Annotated in this window: 15 protein-coding genes; 6 read left to right on the top strand and 9 right to left on the bottom strand. The window is 67.1% G+C overall.

Annotated elements, in window-relative coordinates; translation table 11 throughout:
• Window positions 1-47: 47 nt before the first annotated feature.
• The 3 genes from ACTWQN_RS00600 to ACTWQN_RS00590 are packed head-to-tail and all read right to left on the bottom strand — an operon-like array spanning window position 48 to window position 3,168.
• Window positions 48-1,391, bottom strand: coding sequence for an ATP-grasp domain-containing protein (locus ACTWQN_RS00600; protein ID WP_443201276.1), 1,344 nt, complete (start codon window positions 1,389-1,391; stop codon window positions 48-50).
• Window positions 1,388-2,902, bottom strand: a complete 1,515-nt coding sequence (locus tag ACTWQN_RS00595; RefSeq protein ID WP_443201275.1) for an amino acid adenylation domain-containing protein — start codon at window positions 2,900-2,902, stop codon at window positions 1,388-1,390. Before ACTWQN_RS00595 ends, ACTWQN_RS00600 begins: the two co-directional genes overlap by 4 nt.
• 32 nt (window positions 2,903-2,934) lie before the next feature.
• Window positions 2,935-3,168, bottom strand: coding sequence for a phosphopantetheine-binding protein (locus tag ACTWQN_RS00590; RefSeq protein WP_443201274.1), 234 nt, complete (start codon window positions 3,166-3,168; stop codon window positions 2,935-2,937).
• Between the two features lie 451 nt (window positions 3,169-3,619).
• Between ACTWQN_RS00590 and ACTWQN_RS00585 the strand changes: the two genes are divergently transcribed.
• From ACTWQN_RS00585 to ACTWQN_RS00570, 4 genes are all read left to right on the top strand, one after another.
• Window positions 3,620-4,723 carry a helix-turn-helix transcriptional regulator gene (locus tag ACTWQN_RS00585; protein ID WP_443201273.1) on the top strand — a complete coding sequence of 368 codons (1,104 nt, stop codon included), beginning with the start codon at window positions 3,620-3,622 and terminating at the stop codon, window positions 4,721-4,723.
• A 64-nt stretch (window positions 4,724-4,787) separates the two neighbouring features.
• Entirely contained in the window at window positions 4,788-5,735 is a 948-nt protein-coding gene (locus ACTWQN_RS00580; protein ID WP_443201272.1) for a tetratricopeptide repeat protein, read from the top strand.
• A gap of 81 nt (window positions 5,736-5,816) precedes the next feature.
• Window positions 5,817-6,278 (top strand): low molecular weight protein-tyrosine-phosphatase, encoded by a 462-nt coding sequence (locus ACTWQN_RS00575; protein ID WP_443201271.1) that lies wholly within the window; start codon window positions 5,817-5,819, stop codon window positions 6,276-6,278.
• The gene (locus tag ACTWQN_RS00570) at window positions 6,268-7,248 is read left to right on the top strand and encodes a tetratricopeptide repeat protein (protein ID WP_443201270.1); all 981 of its coding nucleotides are present in this window, start codon (window positions 6,268-6,270) and stop codon (window positions 7,246-7,248) included. Before ACTWQN_RS00575 ends, ACTWQN_RS00570 begins: the two co-directional genes overlap by 11 nt.
• Window positions 7,249-7,365: 117 nt before the next feature.
• Here the strand turns inward: ACTWQN_RS00570 and ACTWQN_RS00565 are convergent, their stop codons facing one another.
• The 4 genes from ACTWQN_RS00565 to ACTWQN_RS00550 all read right to left on the bottom strand — a co-directional run bounded on the left by ACTWQN_RS00565 (window position 7,366) and on the right by ACTWQN_RS00550 (window position 11,030).
• The gene (locus tag ACTWQN_RS00565) at window positions 7,366-7,830 is read right to left on the bottom strand and encodes a nuclear transport factor 2 family protein (RefSeq protein WP_443201269.1); all 465 of its coding nucleotides are present in this window, start codon (window positions 7,828-7,830) and stop codon (window positions 7,366-7,368) included.
• A 283-nt stretch (window positions 7,831-8,113) separates the two neighbouring features.
• On the bottom strand, window positions 8,114-10,342 hold the full coding sequence (gene katG, locus ACTWQN_RS00560; protein ID WP_443201268.1) for a catalase/peroxidase HPI: 2,229 nt from the start codon (window positions 10,340-10,342) through the stop codon (window positions 8,114-8,116).
• 16 nt (window positions 10,343-10,358) lie between these two features.
• A complete protein-coding gene (locus ACTWQN_RS00555; protein ID WP_443201267.1) occupies window positions 10,359-10,775 on the bottom strand; it encodes a Fur family transcriptional regulator in 417 nt (138 codons plus the stop codon).
• Between the two features lie 123 nt (window positions 10,776-10,898).
• Window positions 10,899-11,030 (bottom strand): 4-hydroxylaminobenzoate lyase, encoded by a 132-nt coding sequence (locus ACTWQN_RS00550; protein ID WP_443201999.1) that lies wholly within the window; start codon window positions 11,028-11,030, stop codon window positions 10,899-10,901.
• A gap of 80 nt (window positions 11,031-11,110) precedes the next feature.
• Between ACTWQN_RS00550 and ACTWQN_RS00545 the strand changes: the two genes are divergently transcribed.
• Both ACTWQN_RS00545 and ACTWQN_RS00540 read left to right on the top strand, forming a co-directional pair.
• Window positions 11,111-11,326, top strand: coding sequence for a hypothetical protein (locus ACTWQN_RS00545; RefSeq protein ID WP_443201266.1), 216 nt, complete (start codon window positions 11,111-11,113; stop codon window positions 11,324-11,326).
• A 129-nt stretch (window positions 11,327-11,455) separates the two neighbouring features.
• Window positions 11,456-11,962, top strand: coding sequence for a GNAT family N-acetyltransferase (locus ACTWQN_RS00540; protein ID WP_443201265.1), 507 nt, complete (start codon window positions 11,456-11,458; stop codon window positions 11,960-11,962).
• Between the two features lie 199 nt (window positions 11,963-12,161).
• Here the strand turns inward: ACTWQN_RS00540 and ACTWQN_RS00535 are convergent, their stop codons facing one another.
• Together ACTWQN_RS00535 and ACTWQN_RS00530 are read right to left on the bottom strand one after the other, a co-directional pair.
• A complete protein-coding gene (locus ACTWQN_RS00535; protein ID WP_443201264.1) occupies window positions 12,162-13,103 on the bottom strand; it encodes a PDR/VanB family oxidoreductase in 942 nt (313 codons plus the stop codon).
• A 350-nt stretch (window positions 13,104-13,453) separates the two neighbouring features.
• Window positions 13,454-14,896, bottom strand: coding sequence for a glutamine synthetase family protein (locus tag ACTWQN_RS00530; protein ID WP_443201263.1), 1,443 nt, complete (start codon window positions 14,894-14,896; stop codon window positions 13,454-13,456).
• Window positions 14,897-14,899 lie beyond the last annotated feature (3 nt).

Raw genomic sequence — 14,899 nt, 5'->3', positions numbered from 1 at the left:
GGTCCCCCGCTGTGCGGAGAACCGGCCGATGTGCCAGGCAGTACCCGTCAAACCAACGTTGTCGAACCCTTGAGGTGCAGTTCGTGCCGCGCGCGTCGGTTCACCTCGTCGCGCAATGCGAGACCGTTCACGCGCATCAGGTCACCGCTGGGCGACGAGAACTGGAACTGGATGGCGCGAAGAGCCGTCTCGATCATGGCGTGCATGTCGTCGCGTTCATCAGCCCGGCCGATCACGGCGTCGAGCTGACAGGTGGTGATGCCGGGCTGGAGTGCTGTCCCGGGCCGAACCAGCTGGCGGTACGCGGTCACACCGGGAATCCTGCGGACGTCCCGGACTCCCACCACCGATTCGAGCCGCCCGCCTGCGAGCGGGGCCAGGTTGTAGTGCTGGAAGAAGGTCTGGTCGCTGTCGAACAGCGTGCAGTGCACCTGCTCCCCCAAGGCGATTCGGCCTGCGGCCCTGATGAGGTCCGGGTGGCCGGTTCGGTTGGAGAGCTCGCTGATCCAGCCACCGAGTCGGCCGTTGACTTCGATGATCCGCGGACCTCGATCGGTGAGCTTGATCTCGGTGTGCGTGATACCGCCATCGATGCCCAGGGCGCGAATGGCGGCGCTGGCCAGGTCGAGCACCGCTTTCTGCTGAGCGCTCGGCAGACCGGACGGCCAGTACTGCCCGGTCTCGCGAAAAGGGGGAATCAGCGGGAGTTTTCCGGTGATCGCGGCGTGCTCAACCGTGCCGCCGCAAACCACGCTCTCCACGGACACGTAGTCACCGGAAGCCCCCGTGTCACTGCCCGCCAGGAACTCCTCGACCACGAGAACCGGCTGAAGAGCACCTGAGTTCCGCTCGGCCGCCAACACGTTCGCCAGCAGCTGGTACGCGTCGGCCGCCGAGTCGATCCTGAGCGTGTTGCGGCTCGCCGCACCCCGCAGCGGTTTGACGACGGCCGGAAGCCCGACCCGATCGAGAGCTTCCCGCCAACGACTCGCGTCGTCGAGCAGAACGGATCGGGTCGGGTCCACCAGCAGGTCTCGAAGTCGGCTGCGCTGGGCATGCTTGTCGGTGAGCAGCCGCACGGTGCTGGGCGAGTGGAACGGCAGCCCCAGGGCGTGCGCCACCTCGCTGGTCAGCGGAAGCGCTGTCTCGCTGAAGGTGACGATTCCGTCCGGGCAGTGCGCACCCAGCAGCTGCGCGGTCCGCTGCGCATCGCCTTCGACGGACAGCACCGCGCCGAACTCGGCGAGCAGTGGGCTCATCGACCTGGCGTGCGCGGTGTCGACGGTCAGGAAGACGAGATCGGCCAGATCGGTGAGACTTGAGCAGATCTCGCGCGGCCCCGCCGCCCCTTTGTCGTAGACGACGGCAAGCGTCCTCCGCGGGCTGCTCATCGACTGCTCCGAAGTGCGCTTCGGTCGAGCTTTCCGTTGTCGGTCAATGGAATCCGGGTGCACGTGTGGATCCGGTTCGGCCGCATGTGCGCGGGTAACTGGGTCGCGGCGTGGTGGCGGATTTCGCGCTGCGTCATCGTCCTGTCGGGTTCGAGCACCACGTGGGCGACGAGGACGCCGTGACCGGCGGTGCTTCGCTCCACGTCGCACGCAACGGCGCGAACCCCGGACAGCGCGGCGATGACGGCCTCGATCTCGCCGAGCTCCACGCGGAATCCACGCAGTTTGACCTGCGCGTCCTGGCGGCCGATGAAGTGCAGGTTGCCGTCTTCGTCGCGGACGGCCCAGTCACCGCTTCGGTAGTACGACTGGTCGACGCCGTCGAGGTCGTCGGAGACGAACCGCTCAGCGGTGAGGTCCGCGCGGCCGAGGTAGCCACGGGTCACGCCGCTGCCCGCGACCCACATCTCGCCAGGCTGTCCGTCGGCCACCGGCATCCCCTGCTCGTCGCGCAGCGAAACCCGAAGGTGCGCGAGCGGCTTTCCGATTGGTGTGCGTCCGGATGCGGCGGATCGGCAGACCTGCTCGTCGAGTCGGCAGGCCGTGACGATGACCGTGGTCTCGGTGATCCCGTACATGTTGACGAGTTCGGCCGACGGGGCGCAGTCCAGGCTTCGCCAGGCGAGGACGTCGTCCGGCCGGAGCGCTTCGCCGCCGAGCGTGACGTAGCGCAGGCTGCCGAGCGGGTGGCGATTTCCGCTGAGCGCACGGACGAGGATGCCGAAGTTCGCCGGTGTCTGGCTCAGCACCGTGACGTTCTCCCGGGCCAGCAGCGTGATGAGTTCGTCCGGGTCCATCGTTACCCGCTTGGGCAGGACAACGGCGCTTCCACCGGTGAGGAGTGCGCCCCACATTTCCCAGACGCTGTAGTCGAAGCTGAAGGAGTGCGAGATCGTCCAAACGTCGTCGGGGCCGAACTCGAACAGTTCGGTGCACCCCCGGAACAGCGAGAGCACATTGGAATGGCTGACCAGGCAGCCTTTGGGGCGACCGGTCGAGCCGGACGTGTAGATCACGTAGGCCAGGTCGTCGATCACGTCCGGGATCCCGTCCCGCCCCAGGTCCACGATCGTGAAAGGACCGACGGAGCCGATTTCCCTCTCCCCGGGCCGAACCGCGTCCGTGACGAGCAGCCGGGCATCGGCGTCTTCGAGCAGGAGTTCTTGCCGGGGCTCCGGGTAGTCGGGATCGATCGGTAGGTAGCCGCAGTCCGCGCGGAGGATGCCGATGATCCCCACCGGGGCGAACCGCGTCCGCGACATCCGCATGGCGACGAGACGTTCGCCGGGACGGACCACGCTTCGCAGCGCCTCGGCGAGCGACTGGCTGAGATCGTCGACGTCGCGGTAGGAGAGCACCTCCTCCTCGTCGACCAGGGCGGGTCGGTCGGCCCAGACCCGGGCGTTGTTGCTGAACTGCTCGTGGAGCGTCTTGTACCGGGGATCAAGCATCTTTTCGTTTCCTTCCGTCGTATTGCTTCCCGCTACGCCGCGGAAGCAGCGACGGATATCGCGGTTGACAACTCGTGCAGCGTCGGATGGGCGAAGAAGTCCCCGACCTTCAGGTCGACCCCGGCGTCGCGGAGTCGGTAGACGACGTCGACGGCCTGCATGCTGTCGCCGCCGAGCTCGAAGAAGTCGTCATCGTCGTTAACCACGTCGAGGTCGAGGACGTCTTTCCAGACTCCACCGACCAATTCCCTGAGATCCTTCGTCAAGGTTGTTCTCCGTTCCGTGTTGGATGCCGCTGTGGTGTGGGACGGCGGATCGCCTCCGAGGTCCACCCCGTGAGGGCACCTGAAGCGGCGATCGCCCGTCGGCAGATCTCCAGAGCGGACTGCTGTGCGTCTCGCTGGTTCGGGGAGTTCAGGAAGAACACGACTTCCGCTCGGTCCGCGCTCGTTCGTGCTCGGATGTGTTCCAGCTCGTCGACGGGAAGTGCGTGCAGCCACAACAAGTCCATCAGGACCTTCTCCGTGACGCCCAACCCGCCATTGCGAGGCGGGTGCAGCGCCACTCCGGCCATGCGCACGTCAGCCCCACTCGAACCCGTCGGTCTTGCTGCGGATGTACTGCATGTGCTCACCTTCCTGGCGCTGTTGCGATCTCATCGGTTCGAATCGTCGCAGTAACGGTGGGTGAGATCACGACTACTGAGGTGGCACGAGAGTGCTTGGCACTTTGGTGCCAAGCACCGATTCCGGGATCGACGTCAACTGGTCGGCCAGCACTACAATGATCAACGTGCTGGAGTCGCTTGGGCTGTCGAGCAGGACCGAGACGGTGTACCGGGTGATGCTCGCCCACGCGGACTGGGGAATCGCACAGGTCGTCGAGCACTTGCAGGTCTCCGAAGAACTGGTCCGGGAAAGCCTCGACGAACTCGCCGATCTGTCGCTGCTGCGTCCGTCGTGGGACCAGGTCGGCGCGTTGCGGCCGGTGAGTCCGCAGGTCGGGCTAGCCGCCTTGCTCCAGCGAGCGGAAACCGAGATCACCCAACGGCAGCGGCAGATCGAGACGGCCCGAGCCGCCATCGCGGCGATGACCGCCGAGTACCACACGACGCACGAGAAGGACCGGGTCACCCACCTGACCGGGCTGGACGAAGTGCGCGCTCGCTTGGACGAATTGGCGCACACCGCCGAGTACGAGTGCGTCTCGTTCACGCCGGGTGCCGCCCAACGCCCGGATACGCATCAGGCGGCCAAACCCGCCAATCAGACCGCCCTGGAACGCGGTGTGACCATCCGGAGCGTCTACCAGGACAGCTTCCGCAACGACCTCGCCACGCTGGCCTACGTGCGCTGGTTGACCGAACTCGGCGGGCAGACCCGCAGCGTTCCGACCCTTCCGATGACGATGGTGATCATCGACCAGCGGATCGCGCTGCTCCCGGTCGATCCCTCGGACACCGCACAAGGGGCCGTCGAAGTCCAAGCCCCTGGGCTGGTCGCCGCGGCGTACTCCCTGTTCGAACAGATCTGGGCGACAGCCACCCCGTTCGGCGCCCCGGATCCGGTCGACGAAAACGGGCTCACACCGCAGGAAATTCAACTGATCAGAATACTGGCCCAGGGCCATACCGATGAAGTCGCGGGCCGCAGGCTCAACCTGTCGTTGCGCACCGTTCGGCGGATGATGGCTCAGATCATGGACCGCCTCGGAGCGCAAAGCCGGTTCCAGGCCGGGATCCGCGCGGCGTCGCGGGGCTGGCTCAGAGATCCCGAGCCTGCCCCGCCACCACAGCCGCAAGACTCGCAGGCCTCCGGATGACCGTCCGTCCGCCGCACGAACGACCAGCTGAGCACGCACGAGCAAGCACCGGCGAAGGGGCTCCATGACCACGGTGACCGATCCCGACGAGCTTCGCGCACGCCGCGACGAAGCCCACGCCATCGGAGGTGCTGGCGACCCCCGCCGGGCCGTTGCGCTCCTCACCGACTTGCACCCGATCTTCGAGAACGAGTTCGGCCGAGAACACCTGGAAACCCTCGACCTCTTGGACAAGCTCGCGATCTGGATCGGCGATGGCGGCGAACCGGCCCGCGCCGTCGACCTGCTCCGCGATCTGCTGCGGGTGCGGGAGGGGATCCAGGGGCCGGAGCATCCGGACACCCTGTTCACCTGCCACAGCCTGTGGTACTTCACCGGAGAAGCAGGCGGGATCGACGATGCCATAACCGGCATGCAGCAGCTGCTGCCCATTCGCGAACGAGTTCTCGGGCCTGACGACCACGACACGCTCATCACCCGCAACGCCGTCGCGTACTGGCTCGGCGAAGCCGGTGACGCCAGCCGATCCGCGGAATTGTTCCGCGAGCTCCTCCTGATCCGCGAACGCGTGCTGGGGCCGAACAATCCCTACACCCTCAGAACCCGCCACGAGCTCGGGCGGCGCCTGGGCGAATCCGGTGACCCGCAGCAGGCGGTCGAAATCCTGCGCGACGTGCTCCAGCGGCGTGCGCAGGTGCTCGGCGAGCAACACCCGCACACCCTCACCACCCGGCACGAACTCGCCCGCTGGACCGGCGAGGCAGGCGCCCCCGACCGCGCGGCAGCCATGCTGGCCGAACTGCTCCCGATCCGCCGAGACGTCCAAGGCCCCACCCACCAGCGAACTTTGACGACCTGGCACGAACTCGCGTACTGGACCGCCGCTGGCGGCGACATCGCGCAGGCCGTGGAGGCGCTCCGCGAGCTCGTCCCGATCCGGGAGCAGGCCTTGGGATCGGACCACCCGCACGTCCAGGCCAGCCACCAGCTCCTGGAGAAGTTGCGGAGCTGACCACCTCCGCGTCGCCGGGCGATGGGGCGATCGCGGTCAGCCTGCCCGAAAAGTGTTCCACGAGTCAGAATGGATGCAGCCATGCATGTCTGCTTCGTATGCAAGGGCAACATCTGCCGATCGCCGGTCGCCCAGCTGGTCTTCGAAAAGCACCTGGAACGCGCTGGACTCGACGGTGCGGTCCGAGTCAGCAGTGCCGGTCTCATCGACTACCACGCGGGAAAACCCGTCGACGACCGAGCGCTGCGACTCCTCCTCGATCGCGGATACCCGACCGAACACACCGCCAAGCAGATCGACGACACCGACCTGGGCGCCGACCTGCTGGTCGCCATGGACAGCAGTCACGTCCAGGCGTTGAGCGAGCTCGTCGACAACCGGAACCGAATTCGGTTGCTTCGATCGTTCGACGCGCCTGCGGGAGACGAGTTGGACGTTCCCGATCCCTACTACGGCGAACCGAGCGACTTCACCACGATGTTCGACCTGATCGAAGACGCCATCCCCGGTCTGCTGCGATGGGTGCGGACACATGTCGGCTGACTCCAGCGACACGCCCCCGGTCCACGACGACCTCCGACGCCAGCGAGACGAAGCGCACCGCATCGGCAAGAACGGAGACCACCAGCGCGCCGCCGCGATCTTCGCGGAACTCGTTTCCCGTTGCGAACACTTATTGGGCCCGGAACACGAGGAAACCCTCGCCGTGCGAGACGAGCTGGGTTTGTGGATCGGCGACAGCGGTAACCCCACGAAAGCGGTCGCCGTCCTGCGCGAGCTGCTCGCGGTTCGGGAACGGATCAGCGGCGAAGAACATCCCGACACCCTCTACACCAAGGACAGCCTCGCGTACTTCATCGGCGAGGCCGGTGACCCCGCCCAAGGCGCTCGACTGCGCCGAGACGTGCTCGCCGTCCAAGAGCGCGCCCTCGGCCCCGAACACCCGGACACCTTGGTCACCCGGAATGGGGCGGCTGTCCTGACAGGTCAGGCCGGTGATCCGGCATCGGCGTTGACGATGCTCCGCGACCTGCTCCCGGTGCGTCGGCGACTGGCCGGTTCACGCGACCCCGGCACCTTGCGGACCCAGCACGAACTGGCGCGCTGGACAGGAGAAAGCGGTCGTCCCGCCGATGCCCGCGACATGTTGCGAGACCTCCTGCCGGTCCGTGCAGACGTTCTCGGTGCGGAGCATCCGCACACTCTGACCACGCGTCATGAGCTCGCCCGGTGGACCGGCGCTGCCGGAGACGCCAGACTGGCCGCTGAGCTGCTTCGGGACCTTCTTCCGATCCGGCGGCGAGTTCAAGGGCCGAGCCATCAGCGAACACTGGCGACCTGGTACGAACTGGCCAAGTGGACGAGTCTCGCGGGCCATCCCCAGGACGCCGTGGCAATGCTCCGCGACCTGCTGGAGGCCAGCGAGCGGGCGCTCGGACGCCACCATCCGCACACCGTCGCCACCCGACACCTGCTCGCCACCTCGACCGACGAAGCCGCCAAGAGGAAGTAATCCGCCGGGAGAACGGGGCGATTCGCCGTTGCAGCACGGTTTCTGCCGGTCGGTAGCGTCGGCCGAGCCAGGGCCACGCGCACGCGGCTGCTTCCAGGCCCGGTATCTTCGGGGCGTTCAAAGCCCGAGTTCGCTGAGACCCGCGTGGTCGTCCGGGCGACGCCCGAGCGCCCAGTGGTACTTGCGTTCCGACTCCGTGATGGGCAGGTCGTTGATGCTCGCGTACCGGGCCCGCATGATGCCCTGGTCGTCGAACTCCCAGTTCTCGTTGCCGTAGGACCGGTACCAGTTGCCCGAATCGTCGTGGCACTCGTAGGCGAACCGCACCGCGATCCTGTTTCCGTCGAAGGACCACAATTCCTTGATCAGGCGATAATCCAACTCCCTCGACCATTTGCGGGCGAGGAAGGCGACAATTTCGTCCCGACCGTTGACGAACTCCGCTCGATTGCGCCAGTGGCAGTCCGGAGTGTAGGCAAGGGACACCGTTTCAGGGTCCCTGGTGTTCCAGGTATCCTCCGCCGTCCGGACCTTTTCGATCGCTGTTTCGCGAGTGAACGGGGGGACCAGCGGACCAGTCATCTCGAATCCTCCTCGAAGACGCAATTCACGAGCAATTCAGCACGCTAATGCGCATCCGCCACGCCTGCCACCGGCGGCCCGCCGCGCCGATGGTGTCCGCCTCGACTTCGATCCCAGCCGTCATCACGACGGCTTCCGCAGCGGTGCGTCTCGACCAGACGAATGACCCCGAAAAGGGCGAGACCCCGCCCTCTCGTTATCTACGGGAGGGCGGGGTCTCGCGAGTCCTCTTCGGACTTGTGACGTCCAGATGGCCCGGGGTGGGCCGAACTGGACGTCGGGATCAGGCGAGGTCGAACCGGTCGAGGTTCATCACCTTGTTCCACGCCGCGACGAAGTCGTGCACGAACTTCTCCTGCGCGTCATCGCTCGCGTAGACCTCCGCGAGCGCGCGCAGCTCGGAGTTCGAGCCGAAGACGAGGTCGGCGCGGCTGCCGGTCCACTTGACCTCGCCCGAGGCGTCCCGACCCTCGAAGGTTCGCGCGTCCTCCGACGTCGACTTCCACGTGGTGCCCAGGTCGAGCAGGTTCACGAAGAAGTCGTTGGTCAGCGATCCCGGAGTGTCGGTGAGGACACCGAGATTCGAGGAGTCGTAGTTCGCGCCGAGGACCCGGAGGCCACCGACGAGGACGGTCGTCTCCGGCGCGCTCAGCGTGAGCAGGTTCGCCTTGTCGAGCAGGAGGTACTCGGCAGGCAGCCGATTGCCCTTGCCCTGGTAGTTGCGGAACCCATCCGCAGCGGGTTCGAGCGCGGCGAAGGACTCCGCGTCGGTCTGCTCCTGCGACGCGTCGACGCGGCCCGGCGCGAACGAAACCTCGACGTCGTAGCCAGCGGCCTTGGCGGCCTGCTCGACGGCCGCGGACCCACCGAGCACGATCAGGTCGGCCAGCGAGACCTTCTTGGCCCCGGTCTGGGCGGCGTTGAACGACTCCTGGATGCCTCCCAGGGTGCTCAGCACCGTCGCCAACTCGTCGGGGTTGTTGACCTCCCAATCCTTCTGCGGCTCCAGGCGGATGCGCGCACCGTTGGCGCCACCGCGCTTGTCGCTGCCGCGGAACGTCGAGGCCGACGCCCAAGCGGTGGAGACCAGCTGCGAAACGCTCAGACCCGAGTCGAGGATCTGGGCCTTCAGCGCGGCGACGTCCTCGGCACCGATGAGCTCGTGGTCGACCGCCGGAAGCGGGTCCTGCCACAGCAGGGTCTCCGCCGGGACCTCCGGGCCGAGGTAGAGCGACTTCGGCCCGAGGTCACGGTGGGTCAGCTTGTACCAGGCCCGGGCGAAGGCGTCCGCGAACTCGTCGGGGTTCTCCATGAAGCGCCGCGCGATCGGCTCGTAGATCGGGTCGACCCGGAGCGCGAGGTCGGTGGTCAGCATGTTCGGCGCGATCCGCTTCGACGAGTCGTGGGCGTGCGGCACCGTGCCTTCGCCTGCGCCGCCCTTCGGCTTCCACTGCTTCGCGCCAGCCGGGCTTTCGGTGAGCTCCCACTCGAAGCTGAAGAGGTTCCAGAGGAAATTGGTGCTCCACTTCGTCGGCGTCGAGGTCCAGGTGACCTCAAGGCCGCTGGTGATGGCGTCGCCGCCACTGCCGGTGCCGAAGGCGTTCTTCCAGCCCAGGCCCTGCTCCTCGATCGCGGCCCCCTCCGGGTCTGCGCCGAGGTGGCTGTCCGGCGCCGCACCGTGGGTCTTGCCGAAGGTGTGACCACCGGCGATCAGCGCGACCGTCTCCTCGTCGTTCATCGCCATGCGGCGGAACGTCTCGCGGATGTCGCGGGCCGCGGCGATCGGGTCCGGGTTGCCGTTCGGGCCCTCCGGGTTGACGTAGATGAGACCCATTTGGACTGCGGCCAGGGGGTTTTCGAGCTCCCGGTCGCCGGTGTAGCGCTCGTCGCCGAGCCACGTGGTCTCCGGACCCCAGTAGACGTCCTCGTCGGGCTCCCAGACGTCCACCCGGCCACCGGCGAAGCCGAAGGTCTTGAAGCCCATCGACTCCAGCGCGACGTTGCCAGCGAGGATCAGCAGGTCGGCCCACGAGATCCGCTGGCCGTACTTCTTCTTGACCGGCCACAGCAGGCGACGGGCCTTGTCCAGGTTGACGTTGTCCGGCCAGCTGTTCAGCGGCGCGAAGCGCTGCTGACCGGCACCGGCGCCACCGCGGCCGTCACTGATGCGGTACGTGCCCGCGCTGTGCCACGCCATCCGGATGATGAGCGGGCCGTAGTGGCCGAAGTCGGCGGGCCACCAGTCCTGGGAGGTCGTCAGCACCTCTTCGAGGTCCCGCTTCACGGCGGGCAGGTCGAGGGTCTGGAACGCTTCGGCGTAATTGAACTCCGCACCCAGCGGGTTGGCCACCGGGGGGTTCTTGGCGAGGATCTTCACGTTGAGCTGGTTCGGCCACCACTGGCGGTTCCCCCCGCCCTGGGTCGGATGCGGGGCACGCCCGTGCGCGACCGGGCACTGGCCGCCGCGCTCCTCCTTGCTCTCGCCAACAACGGTGTCAGGGCTGTCAGTCACGGGAATCCTTTCGGAACTATTGGGCGTGTTCGGGAACTGAGTCGGGGGAACAGGCTGGGCACAGCCCCCAGTAGATGACCTCGGCCTCGTCGATCGTGAAGCTGTGGGCATCGGACGCCGTCAAGCAGGGCGCGGCGCCCACAGCGCAATCGACATCGGCGACGACACCGCACGACCGGCACACGACGTGGTGGTGGTTGTCCCCGACCCGCGCCTCGTAGCGAGCCACGGAACCCATCGGCTGGATGCGACGCAGCAGACCCGCCGCAGTCAGCGCGCGCAGCACGTCGTAGACGGCCTGGTGGGAAACTTTGGGGAGTTCTTCACGCACGACACCGATGATCGAGTCCGTGTCGGCGTGCGGATGGTCATGCACCGCGGACAGTACCGCTACCCGAGGGCGCGTCACGCGCAGTGCAGCCTCGCGCAACATGCGCTCAAGGTCCGCAGTCGTCGTTGGCACGGCCCGCAGTGTGGTCCATTTTCTGGAACTAATCAAGAGTCAGCGCCCGTTCCGCACCGTTGCGCGTGTCACGATCACGGACCGCCGAGGAGATCAGCCAGCTGGCGCGGCGTCGTCGCACTCCGGCGCCTTGGCCCGCCGGTACTTGCGGCCGTCCACCTCGATGTTCGCCGCCCAGCCCTCGCGGACGCCGTCGGCGATCATGCGGGTCAGGTCGTCGTACAGGTCGCTGCCGGGTCCGTACTCCTCGTTCAGCCAGGTCTCCAGCTCCCGCCCGCGGTCCGGTTCTTCACCTCGTCGAGAACGTGCTGTCGCAGCTCCAGGAGCGCGGCGCCGTGCACGACGAGATCGACAGGCACACCATCGCGACCATGTGCTTCGGCAGCTACTTCGCCGCCTTCTACCGCGACGAGAGCGAGGCGGAGATCCCCGAGGCGGTCGTCGCCGTGCTGTGGCCTGGGATCGCGAAGAAGACGACCACCAAGCGGCGCACCAAGGGTGCGGTCAAGCCCGCACGGTGATTCTCCACCAGCTCCAGTCGTCGACCGTGACGCAATTCGGTACGGTTCGGAACTCACCGGCATCCCCGCAACCAGTCACGTGTCGTCACCCTTCGTGAGTGCGGGAGGTGGTGTCGTAGGTTGGAAGCCGTGACCTCGTACCAGCCGATGGCGATGAACCTGGAGACCGAGCGATTGACGATGCGGTCGTGGGCGGAGACCGACGCTGATGACTACTGTGCGCTGGTCGCCGAACGGGATGATGGAGTGCTGACGGTCGAGGCTGCCCGAGAGCAAATCGCGAACCTGCTCGCGGCATCAGCGGAGACGGGGATCGCGTTGTTGCCCATTCGCCGCCGCGTCGAGGGTGACTTCATCGGATACTGCGGGCTGATCATCGGCCGGGCGACAGTCGAGGAGCCCGAGATCGCGTACGAGTTGTTCCGGCGCGTGCATGGGCATGGTTATGCGACGGAGGCGGCGCGCGCGGTGCTCGACGCGGCGATCGCGACTGGGCGGAAGCGATTGTGGTCAACGGTGGGGGTATGGAACACACCATCGTTGCGTGTGCTGGAGAAGCTGGGCTTCGAACGCGACCATGTCGCACCGGTCGACGGCAAGGGTGAAGTGGTCTGGCTGACACGTGCTCTCCCGTGAAGTTCAGGCGCATGACGGCCGTCACTGCCTTCTCTGGGCGAAGCCGGTGGTCGCGTCGGCTCGGGGTTTGCTGGTCGCGTGGCGGGGCAGCAAGGACTTGGTCCAGGATCGTCCACAATGGATGTCCAGACATCCGGAACCACTGGGGAAAATTTCGGCGTCACCGCTGTGGACGGGGGCGAGCGGTTCACGGTGCCGGTCAGAGGTCGAGGACGAGCTTGCGGCCGCACGCGCGGCTCACGCAGGGCATGAACGTTCGCCCGGCGGAACGTTCCGCCTTCGAGAGCACGACGTCGCGATGGTCGGGATCGCCTTCGAGGACCGGCGTTTCGCAGGTGCCGCAGTAGCCCTCCTCGCAGTCGGACTCGATCTCCACGCCCGCGTCGCGGATCGCCCGCAGCAGCGTCGTTTCCGGATCGACCGTGACGTTCCGGCCGGACCGGCGCAGCTCCAGTTCCACGACGTCGTCGCCCACCTCGCCCTGCGGGGTTGCGGCGCCGAAGTGCTCGGTCTCGCAACGGATTCCTGCTGCCTCGCAGATCTCGACCACCTCGTCGAGGAGGCCGTTCGGGCCGCAGCAGTAGACAGCGGCATCCGGGCCGAGTCGATGCACCAACTCCTTTAGGTCCGGCCGCCGCTGAGATGCCGTGTCCACGAACCGCACCCGATCCCTGCCGATCGCCGCGAGCTCGCGGCGAAACGCCATCGTCTCCGCGCCCCGGCCGCAGTAGACCGCCGACCACACCGCTCGTCGCGCCGCTAGAGCCGCGGCCATCGGCAGCAGCGGGGTGATCCCGATGCCACCGGCGATCAGCAGGTACTCGTCCGCCGGGTCGAGCCGGAAGTGGTTGCGCACCTGGGCCACCACCAGCTCGCGGCCGATCAGCGCGGTGCCGTGGATCTCCGCGGAGCCACCCCGGCTGTTGGCCGCCAGCCGTACCGCGATGGTGTAGTGGTCGCGGTCCTGCGGGTCACCGCACAGCGAGTACTGCCGGTTCAGCCCGGATGGCAGCAGCACATCGAGGTGTGCTCCGGGTTCCCATGCCGGGAGCACGATTCCCTCCGGCGCCGACAGCACCAGGCCGACGACGCCCTCGGCTTCCCACGACACCCGCGTGACGCGCAGCGGAAAGCTCACCATGTTCGTTGACTCCCGGTCCTCAGTGTCTGTCCTTGATCTTGTTTTTGAAGCGGCGAAGCCGCTTAGCCACGCTCGCAACTCGCACCGCCGCGGGTTCTCAGACTCTGCCCACTGGCGTTCTCTGGGAGGCCTGCCACGACGTGGTGTATCGGCATACATGCTGTCGGGGATCCCGGAGCGAGAAGGCCTCTGAGAGCCTGTCTTCGAAGTGGTCGTGTCGGGCCGCCCACCTCGGGTGAGGTGGGCGATTTCGCGCGAAATCGCCGTCTCCCACGCGGGGCGGGCGGCGATTTCGCGCGAAATCGCCAGGTCCGCTACCCGCACCGCAACGCAGGTTCAGAAAGAGATGCTCAGTAGAGATCGAAGTACTCGCGTTGTTCCCAGTCGGTGACCGTGCGCTCGAAGCGGGCGATCTCGGCGCGCTTGATCGCGGCGTAGTACGGGACGAACCGATCGCCCATCGCCCTGGTCAGCTCGATGTCGGCTTCGAGCGCCTCGACGGCCGCACCGAGATTCGCGGGCAGCCGCCCGGCCTCGGTGGTGTACGGATCGTCCGCCGAGGGCACCAGCGGCAGTTCAGTGTCGATGCCCGCCAGACCGGAATGCAGCTGGGAGGCCATGTACAGGTAGGGATTGGCCGCGGATTCGCCGATCCGGTTCTCCAGGTGCGTGGTGCCGTCCTCGGCCGAGCCGACGAGCCGGATCATCGCGCCCCGGTTGTCGCGCGCCCACGCGATCCGGTCGGGGGCCATCGAGTACGGCTGGAACCGCTTGTAGCCGTTGATCGTCGGGTTCGCGAACACGCACGCCGCCCTCGCGTGCGCGAGCTGCCCGGCGATGAAGTGCTTGCCCAGCACCGAGATCGGTTCCTCACCGTCCGCCGGGACGAAAACATTGCGCCCGGCGTCGGCACCCGCGCTGAGCAGGCTCTGGTGCAGGTGCCAGCCGCTGGACTTGCTGTCCGCGATCTGCGGGCGGCACATGAAGGTGGCGTGGTAGCCGCTGCGCCGCGCCACCTGCTTGATCGTGCTGCGCAGCAAGACCATCGCGTCGGCCGACCCGAGCCCGACGGCCGGATCGAGCGTGACCTCCAGCTGGCTGGCGCCGTACTCCACCTCGATGCTGCGCAGCTCGATACCCATCCGATCGAGGACTTCCCGGATCCGGCGGGTGGCTGGCTCGATCTCGTCACCGCGGTCCTCGGCCAGCAGCTGGTTGCCGTGGTTGATCGGCTCGACCGGTGTCGGGTGCGTGCACCTGCCGATTCCGTCGGCGTTGGGGACGTGCTCAGCCCGCCGGTAGAGGTGGAACTCGATCTCCAGGCCGGTCAGGTAGCTGAAACCGGCTGCCCCGGCCCGATCGAGCGCGTTCCGGAACACACCGCGACTGCAGAACGGAACCTGCGCACCGTTGTGGAAGCGCAGGTCGCACAGGATCCGGGCGGTCCCAGCCGCCCACGGGATCAGGTGGAACGTGGTGGGATCCGGAACCATCACGACGTCCGCGGCACCGGCCATCTCGGCCACCCCCAGCCCACCGTCGGCGTTGAAGGCCGAGAACACCGTCGTGCCCGAGGTGTCCTTCGACAGCAGGGTCGATACGCAGCTGATGCCGCTGCGGAACACGGCGGGCAACCCGCTGGCGGGGATCGTCTTGCCGCGCAGCAACCCGTGCTGGTCCACGAACGAGACGCGGATGGACCGAAGGCCCTCGTCGTCGACGCGGGCGAGGACAGCACGAGCGGCCTCCTGCTGCTGCTCGGTCCACAGGTCGAACTTCTCGATGAATCCCATCCT

The organism is Saccharopolyspora antiqui (assembly GCF_052246905.1).
Classification (GTDB): domain Bacteria; phylum Actinomycetota; class Actinomycetes; order Mycobacteriales; family Pseudonocardiaceae; genus Saccharopolyspora.
The sequence above is the reverse complement of the archived record's forward strand: the minus strand, read 5'-3'. Positions and strand labels throughout refer to the sequence as shown.

Bases quoted from the DNA above. Each gene is read 5' to 3' on its own strand.
- ACTWQN_RS00555 (WP_443201267.1), bottom strand. From the start codon at position 10,775: ATGTTGCGCGAGGCTGCACTGCGCGTGACGCGCCCTCGGGTAGCGGTA.
- ACTWQN_RS00600 (WP_443201276.1), bottom strand. From the start codon at position 1,391: ATGAGCAGCCCGCGGAGGACGCTTGCCGTCGTCTACGACAAAGGGGCG.
- ACTWQN_RS00565 (WP_443201269.1), bottom strand. From the start codon at position 7,830: ATGACTGGTCCGCTGGTCCCCCCGTTCACTCGCGAAACAGCGATCGAA.
- ACTWQN_RS00530 (WP_443201263.1), bottom strand. From the start codon at position 14,896: ATGGGATTCATCGAGAAGTTCGACCTGTGGACCGAGCAGCAGCAGGAG.
- ACTWQN_RS00580 (WP_443201272.1), top strand. From the start codon at position 4,788: ATGACCACGGTGACCGATCCCGACGAGCTTCGCGCACGCCGCGACGAA.
- ACTWQN_RS00595 (WP_443201275.1), bottom strand. From the start codon at position 2,902: ATGCTTGATCCCCGGTACAAGACGCTCCACGAGCAGTTCAGCAACAAC.
- ACTWQN_RS00535 (WP_443201264.1), bottom strand. From the start codon at position 13,103: ATGGTGAGCTTTCCGCTGCGCGTCACGCGGGTGTCGTGGGAAGCCGAG.
- ACTWQN_RS00570 (WP_443201270.1), top strand. From the start codon at position 6,268: ATGTCGGCTGACTCCAGCGACACGCCCCCGGTCCACGACGACCTCCGA.
- ACTWQN_RS00575 (WP_443201271.1), top strand. From the start codon at position 5,817: ATGCATGTCTGCTTCGTATGCAAGGGCAACATCTGCCGATCGCCGGTC.